The 17,016-nt window shown below is 72.4% G+C and carries 14 protein-coding genes; 6 read left to right on the forward strand and 8 right to left on the reverse strand.

The features are described 5' to 3' along the window. Positions 1 to 90 precede the first annotated feature (90 nt). Entirely contained in the window at positions 91 to 1,308 is a 1,218-nt protein-coding gene (locus ABEA93_RS22345) for a glutathionylspermidine synthase family protein (protein WP_345677459.1), read from the reverse strand. A gap of 89 nt (positions 1,309 to 1,397) precedes the next feature. Next, the gene (locus ABEA93_RS22350; RefSeq protein ID WP_345677460.1) at positions 1,398 to 1,763 is read right to left on the reverse strand and encodes a hypothetical protein; all 366 of its coding nucleotides are present in this window, start codon (positions 1,761 to 1,763) and stop codon (positions 1,398 to 1,400) included. Positions 1,764 to 2,048: 285 nt separating this feature from the next. On the opposite strand from ABEA93_RS22350, the gene ABEA93_RS22355 reads away from it, so the two are divergent. Together ABEA93_RS22355 and ABEA93_RS22360 are read left to right on the forward strand one after the other, a co-directional pair. Then, on the forward strand, positions 2,049 to 2,804 hold the full coding sequence (locus tag ABEA93_RS22355) for an SDR family oxidoreductase (RefSeq protein WP_345677461.1): 756 nt from the start codon (positions 2,049 to 2,051) through the stop codon (positions 2,802 to 2,804). Then, positions 2,804 to 3,688, forward strand: coding sequence for a GNAT family N-acetyltransferase (locus ABEA93_RS22360; protein WP_345677462.1), 885 nt, complete (start codon positions 2,804 to 2,806; stop codon positions 3,686 to 3,688). The genes ABEA93_RS22355 and ABEA93_RS22360 overlap by 1 nt, the downstream gene beginning before the upstream one ends. 96 nt (positions 3,689 to 3,784) lie before the next feature. Here ABEA93_RS22360 and ABEA93_RS22365 read toward each other — a convergent pair whose 3' ends face one another. Continuing rightward, a complete protein-coding gene (locus ABEA93_RS22365; protein ID WP_345677463.1) occupies positions 3,785 to 5,098 on the reverse strand; it encodes a L,D-transpeptidase in 1,314 nt (437 codons plus the stop codon). Positions 5,099 to 5,368: 270 nt separating this feature from the next. Here ABEA93_RS22365 and ABEA93_RS22370 point away from each other — a divergent pair, with 270 nt between their 5' ends. Next, positions 5,369 to 6,250 (forward strand): spermidine synthase, encoded by an 882-nt coding sequence (locus ABEA93_RS22370; RefSeq protein WP_345677464.1) that lies wholly within the window; start codon positions 5,369 to 5,371, stop codon positions 6,248 to 6,250. Between the two features lie 82 nt (positions 6,251 to 6,332). Here the strand turns inward: ABEA93_RS22370 and ABEA93_RS22375 are convergent, their stop codons facing one another. The 3 genes from ABEA93_RS22375 to ABEA93_RS22385 all read right to left on the reverse strand — a co-directional run bounded on the left by ABEA93_RS22375 (position 6,333) and on the right by ABEA93_RS22385 (position 9,317). After that, positions 6,333 to 6,782 (reverse strand): hypothetical protein, encoded by a 450-nt coding sequence (locus ABEA93_RS22375; protein ID WP_345677465.1) that lies wholly within the window; start codon positions 6,780 to 6,782, stop codon positions 6,333 to 6,335. A gap of 140 nt (positions 6,783 to 6,922) precedes the next feature. Next, complete coding sequence (locus tag ABEA93_RS22380) at positions 6,923 to 8,302, reverse strand: chloride channel protein (protein ID WP_345677466.1); 1,380 nt, start codon at positions 8,300 to 8,302, stop codon at positions 6,923 to 6,925. A gap of 79 nt (positions 8,303 to 8,381) precedes the next feature. Next, the gene (locus ABEA93_RS22385; protein WP_345677467.1) at positions 8,382 to 9,317 is read right to left on the reverse strand and encodes an RNA polymerase sigma-70 factor; all 936 of its coding nucleotides are present in this window, start codon (positions 9,315 to 9,317) and stop codon (positions 8,382 to 8,384) included. Positions 9,318 to 9,576: 259 nt separating this feature from the next. Between ABEA93_RS22385 and ABEA93_RS22390 the strand changes: the two genes are divergently transcribed. Together ABEA93_RS22390 and ABEA93_RS22395 are read left to right on the forward strand one after the other, a co-directional pair. Continuing rightward, positions 9,577 to 12,633 carry a Tn3 family transposase gene (locus tag ABEA93_RS22390; protein WP_345677468.1) on the forward strand — a complete coding sequence of 1,019 codons (3,057 nt, stop codon included), beginning with the start codon at positions 9,577 to 9,579 and terminating at the stop codon, positions 12,631 to 12,633. A 59-nt stretch (positions 12,634 to 12,692) separates the two neighbouring features. Continuing rightward, positions 12,693 to 13,319: a hypothetical protein gene (locus tag ABEA93_RS22395; protein WP_345677469.1), complete on the forward strand. Its 627-nt coding sequence runs from the start codon at positions 12,693 to 12,695 to the stop codon at positions 13,317 to 13,319. Between the two features lie 98 nt (positions 13,320 to 13,417). Here ABEA93_RS22395 and ABEA93_RS22400 read toward each other — a convergent pair whose 3' ends face one another. Next, positions 13,418 to 14,392: a tyrosine-type recombinase/integrase gene (locus ABEA93_RS22400; RefSeq protein ID WP_345677470.1), complete on the reverse strand. Its 975-nt coding sequence runs from the start codon at positions 14,390 to 14,392 to the stop codon at positions 13,418 to 13,420. A gap of 273 nt (positions 14,393 to 14,665) precedes the next feature. On the opposite strand from ABEA93_RS22400, the gene ABEA93_RS22405 reads away from it, so the two are divergent. Beyond that, entirely contained in the window at positions 14,666 to 15,790 is a 1,125-nt protein-coding gene (locus ABEA93_RS22405; RefSeq protein WP_345677471.1) for a HEAT repeat domain-containing protein, read from the forward strand. Positions 15,791 to 15,851: 61 nt separating this feature from the next. Here ABEA93_RS22405 and ABEA93_RS22410 read toward each other — a convergent pair whose 3' ends face one another. Continuing rightward, the gene (locus ABEA93_RS22410; RefSeq protein ID WP_345677623.1) at positions 15,852 to 16,838 is read right to left on the reverse strand and encodes a beta-keto acid cleavage family enzyme; all 987 of its coding nucleotides are present in this window, start codon (positions 16,836 to 16,838) and stop codon (positions 15,852 to 15,854) included. Positions 16,839 to 17,016: the final 178 nt, after the last annotated feature.

Below are 17,016 nucleotides of genomic sequence, written 5' to 3' on the forward strand. Positions count from 1 at the left end.
CGCGGAACCTGCTCGACCGGGCCGGCCTACCGCCGCGACCTCGATCTCGCCCCTGCCGGGGACCCGCCCGCCGCGCCCGCGCCGGAACGATCAGTCCTCCTCCAGCCACCGCGCCTTCTCTTCGTCCGACGGGGCCGGGGTGTCGACGATGTGGGGGACGAAGCGGGCGTAGAAGTCGGTGACCGGGCCGTCGGATTCGCGGATGCCCAGGCCGGCGGGCTTGCCGTCGACGATCCAGGAGCCCAGGACGACCTGGTTGCCGTCGAGGTCGGGCAGGGGCACGTACTGCTGGAAGCACCAGCCTTCGGAGCCGTCGTAGTCGACCGTCGGGTGCACGTACTCCGCCTCGGGTGTGACGATGCGGACCGAGTCGCCCTCGCGGCCGTGAAGCGGCTTGGCGACGTAGGAGGTCAGGTCGCGCGGGGAGTCGAGGTAGGCCGGGAGGAGGTTGGGGTGGCCCGGGTACAGCTCCCACAGGGTGGCGAGGATGGCCTTGTTCGACAGCACCACCTTCCACGCCGGCTCCAGGAACGTGCACGCATCCGGGTGTTCGACGACGTGGGCGCCGAACGGCTCGGAGAGCATGTCCTCCCACGGGTACAGCACGAACATCGTGTCGACCACCCGCTCGTCGAGGTCCACGAACCGCAGTGCGCCGTCGTGCCAGCCGATGTCGGCGACCTCCAGGCCGATCGTCGTCAGGCCCGCCTCCGCCGCGGTGTCGCGCAGGTACGACGAGGTGAGCCATTCCTCGTCGAAGTCGGTGCCGCCGACATGGGCGAAGTGGACGATGTCGGAACGCAGTTGCGGTCGCATGCGCTGCCAGGCGCGGACCAGGCGCTCGTGCAGGCTGTTCCACTGGTCGCGGTGCGGGAACCGGTCGCGCAGCCAGTACCACTGGATCATCGACGCCTCGATCAACGTCGTCGGCGTGTCCGCGTTGTACTCGAGCATCTTCACGTCGGCGATGTCGCCGTTCTCGCCGCCCCACGCGAAGTCGAAGCGGCCGTACAGGCTCGGCTGGTCGAGCGTGGCGCGCAGGTAGCCGCGTGCCTCCTCCGGCAGCGAGAACGCGCGCAGGTCCCCGCGGTCGAGGACGTGCCGGGCCGCGGCCACGCACATCTCGTGCAGTTCGCGCGTGACCTCCTCGAGGCGGTCGATCTCGGCGAGGGTGAAGCGGTAGTACGCGTTCTCGTACCAGTACGGCACCTCGCTGCCGTCGTCCAGCTTCGTCGCCGAATACAGCATGCCCTGAGCCTCGACCAGGTGCCGGAAGTCCGGCCTCGGGTCGATCCCTATCCGCTCCACGTCACACCCTTCCGGCGGCCGCGGCGCAGCCCGCGGCCGAGCCGACGAAACGATCGGCCGCGCCCTGTCCAACGAAACGATCCTGCATGTCAGCCGCCTCCGCCGGTTCCGCCTCCGCCGCCGAACCCGCCGCGGCTGATGCTGCCCGAACCGGGCCGCACGAACGTGCCGCCGCCCCCCGAATTCACCGAACTTCCGCTGTCCGGAAGTGCGTTCTCGCTCTTCCCGGACTTCCGCGGCAGGTAGTACCAGCCGTACACGCCGGTCACGTCCGTCAGACACAGCGAATCGGCGACCCGCATCATCGTCGCGCGATGGACGCAGATCTCCGCGTAGTCGGACTTCTTCGAACCCTTCGAACTGCACGCCGTCAACGCACTCGCCAACGTCAGCGTCAACGTCGCGGCCACCGTCGCCGACCGCAGCCGGCGCCCCGCATGCGGAGGTTTCGCCACCCCGCCCTCCCCGTCATCGGTCCCATCCGGACCCGGGACGCTACCGGGCCCCGCCGCCGCCCCACCAGACGGGTGTCCCTCGACCTGGACGCAGCCGCCCGTGATTGGATCGGACGCGGACCGGCCCGGCCCCGCGCCACCGCGCAACGCCCCGCCGAACCGCCAAACCGCGAAAGCCTTGAAGCTGCAACGCTTCGAACCGCCGAACCCGCATCCGGGGGACACCACCCCGCCCCGCACCCGGAGCCGTACCCCGGCACCGGCCCCGCCCAGGGAGGAACCGCCATGACCCAGCCCGGCGTTCTGCTCGTCACCGGAGCGAGCAAAGGCATCGGGGCCGCCGTCGCCCGTAGCGCCGCCGCGGCCGGCTGGGCCGTCGCCGTCAACTACGCCGCCGACGAAGCCGGCGCCGCCCGCGTCGTCGCCGCCGTCGAAGCCGACGGCGGCCGCGCCGTCGCCCTCGCCGGCGACGTCTCCCGCGAACCCGACGTCGTGCGCCTGTTCGACGACGCCGAAGCCAAACTCGGCGCCCCCGTCACCGCACTCGTCAACAACGCCGGCATCGTCGGCAGGCACGGCCGCTTCGCCGACCTCGACACCGAAGCCCTCCAGCGCACCGTCGACATCAACGTCACCGGCCTGATGCTGTGCGCCCGCGAAGCGGTCCGCCGCATGTCCACCCGCGCCGGCGGAACCGGCGGCCACATCGTCAACATCTCCTCCCGCGCCGCCCAGGTCGGCAGCCCCGGCGAATGGGTCCACTACGCCGCCACCAAAGGCGCCGTCGACAGCCTCACCCTCGGCCTCGCCAAAGAAGTCGCCGGCGAAGGCATCCGCGTCAACGCCGTGGCCCCCGGCCTCATCGACACCGGCCTGCACGCCGCCGCCGGACAACCCGACCGGCTTGCCGCCAAAGCCCACGAAGTCCCCCTCGGCCGCGCCGGAACCCCGCAGGACTGCGCCGACGCCGTGCTGTGGCTGCTCTCCGACCGAGCCGCCTTCGTGATCGGCGCGGTCGTCCCGGTGGGAGGCGGACGCTGATGGCCACCGTCCCCCAACCCGCCGCGGATCCGGAGGCGGGCTCGCTCCTGGCCCGCATCGACGCCTACTGCGACACCGCACCCCGCGGCAGCGTCCCGCCCGAGGACCACGGCCCGCTCACCCTGTTCCTCCCACACGACGGCAGCTGGCCCTACTACGCCCGGCCCACCCCCGGCCACCCGGCACCGCCGACCGCGGCCGATGTCGCCGCCGTCCGCCGCAGACAACGCGAACTCGGCGTCCCCGAAGCCCTCGAATGGATCCACGAGACCAGCCCCGGACTGGCCGCGGCCGCCGCACACGCGGGCATGCACGTCCACAGCCACCCGCTCATGGCCCTGGACCCCGACGCCTTCGCCGCTGCGCCCGTGCCCGCCCCGCCGGACGTCGACGTACGGCGCATCGCCCACGACGCCCTCGACCTCGCGATCGTGCACAGCGTCCCGGCCGTCGCCTTCGCCGAACCCGGCACCCGCATCGGCCTCGGCGGCCCGGAACTGCGCGACGCCGCCGCGCCCGGCCAACCGGTCGAGCTGCTGCGTTACCTGGGGGCCCGCATGCGCACCGGCGAGACGGTCACGTACGCGGCGTACGGCACCAAAGGCCCCCTCGCGACCGGCAGCCACCTTCCGCGCACCACGCCCGGCCCCGCCGGGGCACGGGCCACCGAACTGGTCGCCATCGGCACCCTCCCCAGCGCCCGCCGCCGCGGCTTGGCCGCCGCGATCACCTGGCACCTGGCCGCCGACGCGCTCGCGGGCGGTGCCGCGCTCGTGTTCCTCAGCGCGGGCGACGAGGACGTGGCGCGGGTGTACGGGCGACTCGGGTTCCGGCGGGTGGGGACGGCGATGATCGCGGAGGGGCGCGACGAAGTCATGCCGTGAGGCCGCAGGGCGCCCGCCGGCCGACGGACTCGTGCCGACGGCCGGACGCCTGCCGGTTGCCGGGCCTTGTCGGCTGCCGGGCTGTCGCCGACTCGGCTACTTGAGCGCGCTCTTCGCCTGCCACTGGGCGTAGCTCAGCTGCCAGGCGCCGAAGCCGTTGCCGGGGTCGGTGGTGGCGGTGCTGTTCGAGCCCTTGACGACGACGGGGTCGCCGACCTGGACGCGCTCGTAGAACCACTTGGCGTCCTCGACGGTCATGCCGACGCAGCCGTGGCTGGTGTTGTCGACGCCGATGTTCGCGGTGTTCCACGCGGCCGAGTGGAAGAACGTGCCCGACGAGGTGAAGTGGACCACCCACGGCACGTCGGGCAGCTTGTAGCTGTCGCCGAGGCCGACGGTCTGCGAGTCGAGGGTCTCCGTGGCGTTCTTGCCGAGGATGACGTGCGTGCCGCCGCGCGTCGGGAACTCGTCGGAGCCGGCGGACATGGCCAGCGTCTTGACGGTCTCGCCGTTCTCGATGACCTTCACCTTGTGGTTCGGGACGTCGACCTCGACGACCCGCCCGGTTCCGACGGTGAACGTCGAGGCGTAGTCGCGGGCGAAGTAGGTGCCCTTGCCGCTCTTGACGCCGGTGAGGTCGGCGTTGAGCGTCACTTTCGTGCCGGGCTTCCAGTACTCCTTGGGCCGCCAGTCCACCCGGTCCTTGCCGGTGATGTCCTTGATCCAGCCCCACGAGCCCTCGGTCGGCACCGACGCCGTCACGTTCAGGTGCCGCTCGACCTCGGCCTTGTCGACGACCGGATAGTCGAACGTGATCGACACCGGCTGTGCGACGCCGAACGTGCCGCCGTCCGCCGGCTTCATCGCCAGCTTGTTGATCCGGTCGGCCTTCGCGGTGGTGAACGTGCTGGTCGACGACCCGTCCTTGCCCGTCGCCGACCGTGAGTCGACCGACACGGTGTAGACGGAGCCGGGCACGGTCTTGCCGCTGGACGTCCAGGTCAGGCCGTCCGCCGACAGCGAGCCGCGCACCGTCCCGCCGTCGGTGCCGGATATGCGTACTCGGGTCAGGACGCCGTCGGCGGCGGTCACCGTGATCGCTTTGCCGGGCTCGATGCCGGTCGCCTTGTTCGCCGGGTCGACGGTGACGCGGGCGCCGTCGGGGTCGGGGACGGGGGCCTGGTTCTTCTCCTGCCCGGTGTTCTTGTCCTGCGGGTCTGGTGTGCCTGCGGAGGCCGTTCCTTGCGGGCTGCTCGTGCCCTGCGGGGTGCTCGTGCCTTGCGCGGAGTTGCCGGACGATCCGCCCCCGCCACATGCCGCGAGCAGCAGCACGGACGCGGCGGCGACGGCAGGCAGGGCAACGGCGGTACGGACGCCCTTGCGGGGCCCGGGTATCGCGGCGCGACTCACAGAGAAACCTCATCGGTCATCGTCAGGGAACCGGGTGATTCTCCCTTTATCGCTGAACAACGTCCAAATCATCCGAGATGGTTGCGTGGGAATGGTCACATGGGGGGGTTTGGGGAGGTGTGGGGGGTGGGGGTGGCGGGGGGTACGGGGGCGTTTCGGTGTTCGGGTGTGAGGTGGGGGAGCGGTGGGATCAGGCGTCTACGGGGCGCGCGCTCCCGCGATGCGGGGGCGGCGCGGCCCGGGCACTCGCCGGGCCGGGACAATCGTCGGATGAGCGACCACAACCACCCGGACGAGCCCGACTCCCCGGCGGACCCCATCCCGGTCTCCCGGCCCGTCGACCTTGGCCGGGCGGCCCTGCTCCCCGACGTCGACCGCCCGCGCGCCTGGCTGCTGACCTTGGACGGGTCGCCGCAGTCGTACGTGGACCTCGACGAGCCCGAGTACGTCGAGTTCGAATACGCCCGCCGCCTCGCCCACGTCCTCGACCTCGCCGCCGCGCCCGGCCGGCCCCTGGACGTGCTGCACCTCGGCGGCGGCGCCCTCACCCTCCCGCGCTACGTCGAAGCCACCCGCCCCGGTTCCCGCCAGCACGTCGCCGAACTGGACGCCGCCCTCGTCACCCTGGTGACCGAACACCTGCCACTGCCGCCCGGCGCGCCGATCGACGTCGAGGTCGGGGACGCGCGCGCGGTTCTGGCCGCGCGGCCCGCGGCCTCCGCCGACGCGATCATGGCCGACGTGTTCGGCGGAGCGCTCATCCCGCGGCACCTGACCAGCATCGACTTCCTCGCCGACGCGGCCCGGGTGCTGCGCCCGGGCGGCGTGTACGCGGCCAACCTCGCCGACGGCGGCGCGCTCGTGTTCCTCCGCGGCCAGACCGCGACCGCACGCGCGGCGTTCGCCCATGTGGCGCTCATCGCCGAGCCCGAGCACCTCGACGGCACCCGCTTCGCCAACGCCGTCCTCGTCGCCTCCGACGCGCCCCTCCCGTCGGACGCTCTCGCCGCCCGTGCCGCCGCCGACCCCTACCCCGCCGTGGTCCTCACCGGCCGCGACCTGACCGCCTTCGCCGCGGGCCACCCCATCGTCACCGACACCACCGCAATCGGCTCACCCGCACCACCCCGCGGTGTATTCGGCATCGGCTGACGAACCGACGGATCCACGACCTGACGGGCTGACGATCCGAAGGCGGCTCGGCCGAGTCAGCGTGTCGTTCGGCTTCGTCCGCCTACCAAGCCGGCCGTGGATCACGCAGTTCCATCGGAGTCTGCTCGGGCAGGCTTCGGCCGGTGTCGGTGCGCATCAGGAACCCCGGGTCGGGTTCGAACTCGTCGGTGGACGGCGCCGGCTGGTGGAAACGCTCGGTGCGGGGGAGGGCGATCTCCACGAGCTTGCCATCCTGGAACATCCACAGACCGAACACGTCGTCGTCCTGGTCGCGGAGCAGCACCTGCACCGTTTCCGGGCGCGGCCACGGCAGCGACTCGAGGTGCTTGAGCAGCCCCTTGCGGGCGCGCATCTTCTCGAATTCCAAGGCCCAGCCGAAGTCGAAGCCCCACTGGCCTTCAATCGGCACGAAGTGGCCGCGCCACGAGTGCTCGCCACCCTCGCGCGTCAGCGGTTCCATGACCTCCTCCGCGCCGCGTGCCAGCACGATGACCTCAGCGTCTCTGCTCATGCCACGGATACCACCGCATCCCCGGAGCCCACGGCAACCGAATTCACCGGCCGTCACCTGGATCCTCCCGAACCCGCGCGCCGTCGTGCCGCCGACGCCCGCCGTGGGTCCGTGTCTCCGACCGCGGCGCACGGCCGGGCTCAGCCCGCTCCGGCCGTCGGCGGCCCCGCCGGCTGGCTCCGGTACAGCGTCGCGTCGCGGACGACCGCGCCTGCGGCGAGTACGCCGACGATGCCCGGGCCGAGAATGCCCGCGTCGCCGATCGTCTCCGCCGCCATCACCAGGACCGCAATCGGTGCCCGCACGATCGGTCCCAGGCACGCGGCCATGCCGACCACCACGAACACCGTCGGATCGTGCGGTGCCATGCCGAGCGGCTCGGCGACGCGCCAGGCCAGCGCTCCGACGCCGCCGCCGATGACCAGCCCCGGTCCGAACACGCCGCCCGAGCCGCCGAATCCGACGGAGACCGAGGTGGCGCACAGTTTGGCGGCGGGGATCGCCAGCACCACCCACCACGGCACGCCGGCCAGCACGTCGTGGTCCATCAGTGCCGGCAGCAGGCCGTACCCGGTGCCGAGTACCCCGGGTATCAGCAGACCCAGGGCCCCGGCGAGCAGGCCTCCCGTCGCCGCGGTCAGCATCAGCCGCGGGGCGGACCGGGCCCACGCCGCGACACGGTCGTGGACACCGCAGAAACACGCCGCGTAGAGCCGTCCGGCCGCGCCCGCCGCCACACCCACGACGGCCAACGCCACCACCGCACCGACCCCGCCGATGCCTCCGGAAACCGAGCCGGGCCGGACGCTGTGGACACCCAGCAGCGGATCGACCCCCACGAGCGTCCCCGACCCGACACACACGCCGAAGACCAGTTGCGCGAACACCGCGGACACCAGCGCCTGAGGCAGCACGCGGAGATCTGCGCCCCGCCGGTACAGCATCTCCGCCGCCAGCAGCGCACCGCCCAACGGCGCCCGGAAGATCGCCCCGACCCCGGACCCCAGCCCCACGACGACCGCCGTACGCGCCTGTTCCGGCGAAAGCCCGGCCCGGCGCGCGACGACGGAGCCGACGGCGGCGGACATCTGCGCCGCGGGCCCCTCGGTCCCCGCCGACCCGCCCGTCCCGATGGTGAGCGCCGAGGCGACCGCCTTGACCACCGGGACCCGCGCCCGCATCCCCAGCGGATCGTGGTGGGCGGCGTGGATGGCCGCGTCGGTTCCGTGCCCGCCGGCCTCCGGGGCCAGCCACTTCGCCAAACCCGCCGCGCACGCCGCCCCGGCTGCGGCCACCAGCGGCACCGCCCAAGGCCGGGACGCCGACGGCATCACGCTGCCGGCCGCCGCGCCCGCCACGGGGCGGAAGCCCGAGGCCCCGGTGAGCAGATACCGGGTACAGACGTCCAGTAACCCGTGCAACCCGGCCGCCCCCAGCCCGGCGACCGATCCGACGACCACGCACAACGGGAGCCAACGGGCGAGGGAGTTGTCCTCGGTCGGCAGCCAACGACCCTTCACGCGTTCCTTTTCCACGACACCGCCGAGACGGGGCGGCCCCTCGCCCGGACCGAACCTCCGGCCCGGACCGGGCCGCACCTCACCCGGACGAATCAACCGCCCCGCCCTCGCTCCCGAACGCCTTGCGGTGTACCGCCCACGCGTCCGCCACAGGCCCCACGTGCTGGAGCTTGTCCGGGTTGAGGACGCCGCGGATCGTCTGGATCCGCCCGCCGAAAATATCGAGCGTCAACGTGCTCAACACCTTGTTGTCCCGATCGCGCAGGACAGCCCCCGGCTGTCCGTTGATCTCGTGCGGTTCCAGGACGACGCCGATGCTGCGGAAGCGCGGCAGCAGCGCCGCCAGCAGCTGCGCCACGTTGTCGGAGCCGGCGGCTTGGCTGGCCAGCAGCGGCGCCTTCCCGCCGCTGTCGCCGGCCATCCGGACGTCGGCGGCGAGGAGTTCGCGCAGTCCGTCGACGTCGCCGGCGCGGAACGCGTCGAAGAACCGTGCGGCCAGTTCCTCGCGTTCCCGGCGGTCGGCTTCGAAGCGCGGGCGTCCTTCGTCCATGTGACGCCGGGCCCGTACCGCGAGCTGGCGGCACGCCGCCTCCGACCGCCCGACGGCCGCCGCGATGTCCGGGAAACCGAAAGCGAAGACCTCGCGCAGGACGAACACCGCGCGTTCGAGCGGGCTCAGCCGTTCCAGGAGCAGCAGAGCGGCCATCGACAGCGAGTCGGCCAGCTCGGCCGAACGCTCCGGGTTCTCGTACGGGTCGTCCAGCAGCGGCTCGGGCAGCCACGGCCCCACGTACCGCTCCCGCTGGATGCGCGCCGAACCGAGCACGTCGATCGAGATCCGGGTGACCACCGCCGACAAGAACGCCCGCGGCGAGGCCGGTTCGGTCGGTGACATCTCCCACCGCAACCACGTGTCCTGGACCGCATCCTCCGCCTCGGTCACCCGTCCGAGGATCCGGTACGCGATCGAGAACAGCAGCGGCCGCAGCTCTTCGAACTCCTCGGTACGCGTCACGCTGAATCCTCCGCACGCTCGGTGTCGGCCCGGCCGACGATCACGGTCACCTGACGCACGACTGCATCAGCGCTCCCCGAGACGAGACAGCCCGCCGGACTGTGACATCGGCGCGACGGGCGCGGCGAAGCCGGGGCTTGAGGAACATCTATGTCAGATCGTGCGCTAAGCCTTCTCCGGGCTGATTGGCGCGTTGACCTGGGATGATTGCGGGGCGGAGCCTTCGCGGGTCGTTGCTGTCGACCTTCGGAGGGCTGTGGTGGCGGTCGAGTTCCTGTCGGATGAGCAGGCGGCCAGGTACGGGGCGTTTCACGGGGCGCCGTCGCGGGCGGAGTTGGAGCGGCACTTCTTCCTGGACGACGCGGACCGGGAGTTGATCGAGGGCAAGCGGCGGGCGCACAACCGGCTCGGGTTCGCGGTGCAGTTGACGAGTGTGCGGTTCCTGGGCCGGTTCATGCCGGACCCGCGGCGGGTGCCGGCGGAGGTCGCCGAGTACCTGGCGGATCAGCTCGGGATCGCGGATCCGTCGTGCCTGAAGGAGTACGGGGAGCGCGACGGGACGGCGCGGACGCATGCCGGGGAGATCCAGGACGCGGGCGGCTGGAGGGACTTCGCCGAGGTCCGCGAGGAGTTGGTCGTGTGGTTGGACGCGCGGGCGTGGACGACCGGGGACGGGCCGAAGGCGTTGTTCGACGCGGCGGCCGGGTGGCTGCGCGAACGGCGGGTCCTGCTGCCCGGAGCGAGCCGTCTTGCCCGGCTGGTGGGGACGGTGCGGGAGGCGGCGAACCAGCGACTGTGGGACACACTGTGCGGGATGCTGACGACGGGGCAGCGCGGGGTGCTGGACGCGCTGTTGACGGTGCCGCCGGGCGCGCGGGTCTCCGAGCTGGACCGGCTGCGACGCGGCCCGGTGCGGTTCTCCGGCCCGCAGATGAAGAAGGCACTGGAACGCGTCGCGGAGATCGCCGCGTTGGGCATGGGCGAGCTGGACGTGTCGGCGATACCGCCGCGCCGGCTGGCGGAGCTGTCCCGGTACGGGGTGGACGGCAAGGCGTCGCTGCTCAAGCGGCACACCGACGAACGGCGGCTTGCGACGCTGCTGGCGACTGCGGTGCATCTGGCGGAGCGAGCGGTGGACGACGCGCTCGACCTGTTGGACGTGCTGGTCGCCACGAAGCTCCTGGCACGGGTCGAGCGGGAGAGCGCGAAGGCGAAGCTGAAGACGCTGCCGCGCGTTGAGCGGGCGTCGGCGAAGCTGGCGACCGCGTTCCAGGTCGTCTTCGACACCACCGCCGAGCAGGTCGACACCGAGACCGGGGAGGTCACCCCGCCTGAGGTCGATTCGCTTGTGGGGATGTGGGAGCGGATCGAGGCGGTGGTCCCGCGCGACGAGCTGGCCGCGGCGATCGCCGCGCTGTTCGAGCTGACGCCGCCGCTGGACTCGGACGCCGATGCGGCGTGGCGGGCGCTGCTGGTGTCCCGGTTCGGCACCGTGCGGCCGTTCCTGAAACTGCTCGTCCAAGTCGTGGACTTCGGAGCCACCCCGGAAGGCGCGCCGGTCCTGGCCGCGCTGAAGACGCTGCCGGAGCTGGCCAACCGCAAGAAGGTCGCGCCTGCGGAGATCGACACCGACCTGCTCACCGGCTCATGGCGGCGCCTGGTGCTGGCAGCGCCGGGGCTGGAGCCAGGCACGGTGGACTGGAAGGCGTACGTGTTCTGCGTCCTAGAGCAGTTCCACCGGATGCTGCGCCGGCGTGAGGTGTTCGCGAAGAACTCCTCCAAGTGGAGCGACCCGCGGGCCAAGCTGCTCGCCGGCGACGCATGGGCGCTCACCAAGCCCACCGTGCTGGCGTCGCTGAACCTGCCCGCCAGCCCCGGCGCGCACCTGGAAGCGCGCGCCGCGCTGCTGGACGGCACCTACCGCGAGGTCGCGGCCCGGGTGCCGAAGGGCGCACAGATCACGTTCGACGACGCGGGCCGCCTGCACTTCGCCGCGCTGGAGCCCGAGCCCGAACCCGCGTCGCTGCTGGACCTGCGGGCGGCGGTGAACGCGATGCTGCCGCGCGTCGACCTGCCCGAGGTCCTGCTGGAGGTGTTCTCCTGGACCGGCGCGGACGCCGCGTTCACCTCGGTGACCGGCGGCGAGGCGAGGCTGAAGGACCTGCACATCACGATCGCCGCGCTGCTGGTCGCACACGGCTGCAACGTCGGCTACACCCCGGTGACCGGCGGCGCCGACGCGCTGAAGTACGGCCGACTGTCCCACGTCGACCAGACCTATCTGCGGCTGGCGACCTACCGGGCGGCGAACGCCACGCTCATCGAGCACCAGACGGCCATCCCTCTCGCGCAGGCGTGGGGCGGCGGGCTGGTCGCGTCCGTCGACGGCATGCGATTCGTGGTGCCGGTGCCGAGCGTGTACGCGCGCCCGAACCCGCGCTACTTCGGGCGCCGCGGCGGCGCGACCTGGTTGAACCTGCTCAACGACCAGGCCGCCGGGCTGGGCGGCAAGGTGGTGGCCGGCACCCCGCGCGACTCGCTGTACGTACTCGATGTGCTCTACGACCGCGACGGCGGGAAGCGCCCGGAGATGATCGTCACCGATACCGCGTCGTACAGCGACATTGTCTTTGGCCTGCTGACCTTGGCAGGGTTCGCATACGCGCCGCAACTGGCGGACCTGCCGGACCAGAAGATGTGGCGCATCGACCGCGCCGCCGACTACGGAGCCTTCGACGGCGCGGCCCGCGGCCGGATCGACCTGGACCGGATCGAGCGCCACTGGGACGACATCCTGCGGATTATCGGCTCGATCCACACCGGCGCCGTGCGCGCCTACGACGTGATCCGGATGCTGTCGCGCGACGGCCGCCCGACCCTGTTGGGCGACGCGATCGCGCACTACGGGCGGATCGCGAAGACCCTGCACATCCTGCGGCTGGCCGACGAGCCCGGCTACCGCCGCCAGATCAAGGTCCAGGCCAACCTGCAGGAGGGCCGGCACGCGCTCGCCCGCAAGATCTTCCACGGGAAGAACGGGCAGCTCTACCAGCGCTACCAGGACGGCATGGAGGACCAGATCGGCGCCCTCGGCCTGGTACTGAACGCCCTGGTCTTGTTCAACACCCGCTATATGGACGCCGCCGTCACGAAGCTGCGCGCAGACGGGTTCGACGTCCGCGACGAGGACGTCGCCCGCCTCTCCCCGTTCGTCCGGCACCACGTCAACATGCTCGGCCGGTACTCCTTCCGGCTTCCCGACCTGCTTGGGGGAATGCGGCCCTTGCGGGACCCTCGGGCCAACGGTGACGAGTGACTACGGTGTGGATAGCGGTTCGGCGGCATGTACGCCATCGGCGGAGAGGATGGGCAGGAGTGGCCAACGAGCGGGCGCTGCACGAATACCTGACCGAACTCGTCGACGTGCTCAGTCTCGGTGTCGGCCCGGTGCCCGAGGCGCGGCCGTTCGGCCAGGCGGTGTACTCGGCGCTGCGGGCCCGCAGCCGGCAGCCGGACGCCATGCCGGATGGGGCGTTCGCCGCGCTACTACACACGGCGGTGTATGAGCCTAACCCGAGCGCCAACCGCTGGCCCGTGGAAGCGGCCCTCAACGCCTTCGGACGGCGCCGGGTCCGGCAGGCCCTCCTCGACCGCCTCCGCAACGGCACGAATGTGGAGCGCGGCGGTGCGGCGCTCGCTTGGTACTGGTCAGCGCTTCCCATCCGGTACCCGCACCTGATGTCCGGCGTCCCCGCGGATGCACGGGCAACCGCGGACGAGTCCGCCGACATCGTCGAGGCATGGCGCACGGCCGCGTTGCAGGAGTTCGTGGACAACGAGGACCCGAGGGTGCGGCACTGCATCATCCCGGGACTGCCGCTGGCTCGAACGGCCTACCTGCCTGAGTTTCATGTGCTCGTCGACGACGCGGTGGCGATCGCACGCACACACCCGGACTCGTACATCCGTCACCGCGTCGAAATCCAGGTCCACGTCACATAGTGGGCCCGGGCTGAGGTCCCACCGGGATTTGCAACGGCGAACCGCCCCGGCATCCGGCGTGGGCGGATGCCGGGGCGACGATGGATCGCCGACGCGCATCAGCGGCGGGCGTCGCCCGGAGCCAGCAACGTAGTCAGGGCTGCGACGTCGTCGCCGGTGGGGTGGAAGTAGATGCGCAGGCTGTCGGCCTTGCGATGCCTCGACTTGGCCATCAGCAGCAACAGGTTCACGCCCGGCGTGCTGCCCAACTGGGTGAGCGCACTGTGCCGGAACTCGTGCAGATCCCACCCGGTCCCCGGCCCGGCGAGCGCAGAGTGCCGATCCAGCAATGCGCGGGCCTGGCCATAGGACAGCCGCGCCGTGCCGGTGTCCGGGCACACGTCCCGCGGACCGAGCACCTTGCCCGGCGCGGGTCGGCGATGGGTGGTGAACACAGGCCCGCGCGCACGGCCCTTCAGCAGGCGAGGCAGCAGCCGCGCGGTACCGGCGTCCCAGTACACCCACTCCCGTACCGCGTCCTCACGCGCGGCCGAGCCGCGGCGGCGCGTAGCGGCCCCCTTGGCCTTGACCGGCGCGCGCCGCTGCGCGAGGTCCAGGTCCTCGACGTTCAACGCAAGGACTTCCTCAGCGCGGGCGGCGGTCTCGTAGAGCATCCGGTAGAGCGTCTTCTCCCGCAGCCCAACCTCGCGCCGGGCGATCAACCGGTCGATCGCGGTCTTCGAGCGCACCGGGGTGGCCGAGTCCGGCGGCGGCAGCCGCTTGGCCCACGCGGGCACCGCCGGCGCGGTGTGCCCGTGCTCCCGGCACCATCCCAGCCAGGACAGCACCGCCGCGCGGCGCGCGTTCCACGTGTTGACCGCGGCACCGCCCCAACGGAGTTCGAGGGCCTGGCCGACCTCGTCGTCGGCGACCGACGCGAGCGGCCGCGCCTCGCCGAGGTTTTCAGCGACCTTGCCGACGGCGGTGGCGTACGCGCGGGCGGTGTTCGGGTTCGGCTGCGCGTCGAGGAACGCGTCCGCAGCCGCCCGCACCGTCGGCCCGGACGCGACCGGCAGCGCCACGAGCTCCGCCACCCCGGACCCCCTCCCGCGGCTTGCCACAGATAACGGGGTCGCTTCGCGTCGGCCCCGGGAACGGTCTGCCCAGCTCGTGCCGGAAGTTGCCGCAGATAATAGGGGATTATCTGCGGATCACTTTACGAACTTGCCCACCGCGCAAGGCGCGTCGCCCCGCCACCAGGACCGATGCGGGCTTAGCGCACGATCCGACATCGATGTTCCTCAGCCCCGAAGCCCCCGGCGTGTCACACTCGAACACTTGTCCGAACAGGGACTAGCTTTGACGTCATGGCGACCTTCCGGGACGGCAGTAGTACCACCGCAACGGACATCCGCGATCTCGCGCCCACGACGCCCGTCCCCGCGTCCGCGAACCGCGGCACCGGCAACCCCACCGCCCCGCCCCAGCGGGACATCCACCACCGGCCCCGCACCGCGGACGTCGACTGGCCGTCCCTCGCCCATGCCTACGGCCCCGCCGACGACATGCCCGGTCTCCTGGCCGCGCTCCGCGTGCCCGACGCCGCCGCGCGCCGCCGCGCACGCCGTCGCCTGGCCGGAAGCGTGTTCCACCAAGGCGACCGCTACTCCGCGACCGCGCCGACCATCCCGCACCTGATCGCCGCAGCCGACGACCCCGGGACGCCCGACCGGGAGCGGATCCTGCGCCTCGTCGCGCTCCTCGCCGTCGGGTACGACGACGCGCACATACCCGGCGGCTTCGACGCCGTCGGCCTGCGCGCGGAAGCCGCACGCATCGCCGCTCGCGACGTCGGCGAAGCCCGCCTGGCGATGGCCGCATGGGTCGCCGACGCACCCAACGACGACATCCGCGCCAACCGTGCCTATCTGCTCGACGTCCGCGACTTCGCCGCAGAACGCGACCAAGCGGCCTGGGCGCTCCGCTGCTACGACGAGGCCCTCGCCGGTGCGCCCGCCTACCGGCGGCTGCTCCGCGACCCCGACCCGTCCGTGCGCACCGCGGCCGCCTACCTCCTCGGCTGGTTCCCCGAGGACGCGGCCGCCACGATCCCGCTCCTCGCCGCCCGGGCCGCCGCCGACCCGGACGGTACGGCCGCCGCGACCGCGGCCCTCGCCGCGAGCCTCCTGGGCGGCGGAACAGCCGTGGCGCCGTGGGCCGTCCGCACCCTCGCCGACACGGCCGCGGCCGATCGCGAAGACCCGGCCACTCGACCCACGGCAACCCGAGCCGCAGCCCTCGCCCTCACCCTCTCCGCGCCACCGCGTCCGGATGAGACCACCCAGCGCGCAGCCGCAATCCTCACCGACCTGCTCACCCTGCCCGGCGCCGAGGATGCGCCGGGCCCCCGCGATGAAGTCCCCCGCCTGCCTTACTTGGACGGCGACTGGTCCGCACTGGCCGCGGCCGTACTCGGCCGGCCCGATTCCTGAGCGGACGCCTTCGACGCCGTTCCCGCCTCGGCGCCCGCCCCCGCCTCAGCCCGCCCCGGCCTCAGCCCGTCGCCGACGGCAGTCCCAGCAAAGCCCGCGTGTCCGCCGTCGTGGCGACCGGCCGTCCCACCGCCCGGGCCAGATCCGCCGCCTCGCGGACGAGTTCCGCGTTCGTGGCCTCGCGCAGTCCGGGGCCGGCGTGGTCTTCCAAACCGACGTGCAGGTGTCCGCCGAGTTCGAGGGTCAGCCGGGCGACGGGGGTCGCGAAGATGTCGCCGCCCATGACCGCCGTCGACCAGGGCAGGCCGGTGCCGTCCAGCATGTCGAGGTAGGCGCGCAGGGCGGGCTCGGTGGGCGGGAGGCCGAACGACGGGCCCGCGGTGGTCTTTCCGAGGTAGCCGTACTCGCCGCCGAAGTACAGCTTGACCATGGCGCCGGCCGGGAGGCGCCCGGCGCGGTGCCACGCCAGCACGGCGCGCAGGAAGCCGGGCTCGTAGATGGCGAGGCTGGGTCCGAGGCGCAGTTGCGTGCACAGGTTCATCTGGTGGCGGATGTCGTCGTAGCTGTTGCTGTAGACGATGCCCCCGGTGGGGATGCCGTCCGCGTCGCAGCCGCCGAGGTTGACCGAACCGGGGTCGACGATGCCGATCTGCAGCCAGCCGCCCTTGGCGAGGAGTTCGACGTGCGCGAACGAGCCGGCCACGTCCGCCGCGTAGCCGACGGTCGGATAGATCAGCGTGTCCGGGCGTTCGGCGAACACCTGCCGCCAGGCGAGCAGGTAGCGCTCGGCGACTTCTTCGCGGGTGGGCGGCGGTGCGCCGGTGCTGCGGCCGGGCGTGTCGATGTGGTTGTGCAGGATCGCGGCGCCCGCCTCCAGGCAGGCGAGCGCGTCCCGGGCGATGCCGTCCGGGTCGCGTGGCGCACGCGGGTTGATGCCGTTGAGCGCGGCCTCGATGATCACCGCGTGGGACTGCTCGGACGGGACGGACACGAAGCCTCCTGCTGGTGCGAAGGACGCGCTGCCGACCGCGACGGCGCGGCCCTGCATCACGCCGGGACCGTACGGTACGGCGCGTGCGGATGCCAGAGCCCGGCCCCCCGTCCCATGGCCTGAGCCGACCCGCCCCCCGTCCCCGAACCTCCCAGACCCCCCACCCCCTGTCTCCGGAATTTCCGCCGCGTCCTCAACGCCCCCTCATCGCCCCCAGAGCCCCAGGAGTAACACC

The organism is Yinghuangia aomiensis, from assembly GCF_039542225.1.
Lineage (GTDB): Bacteria > Actinomycetota > Actinomycetes > Streptomycetales > Streptomycetaceae > Yinghuangia > Yinghuangia aomiensis.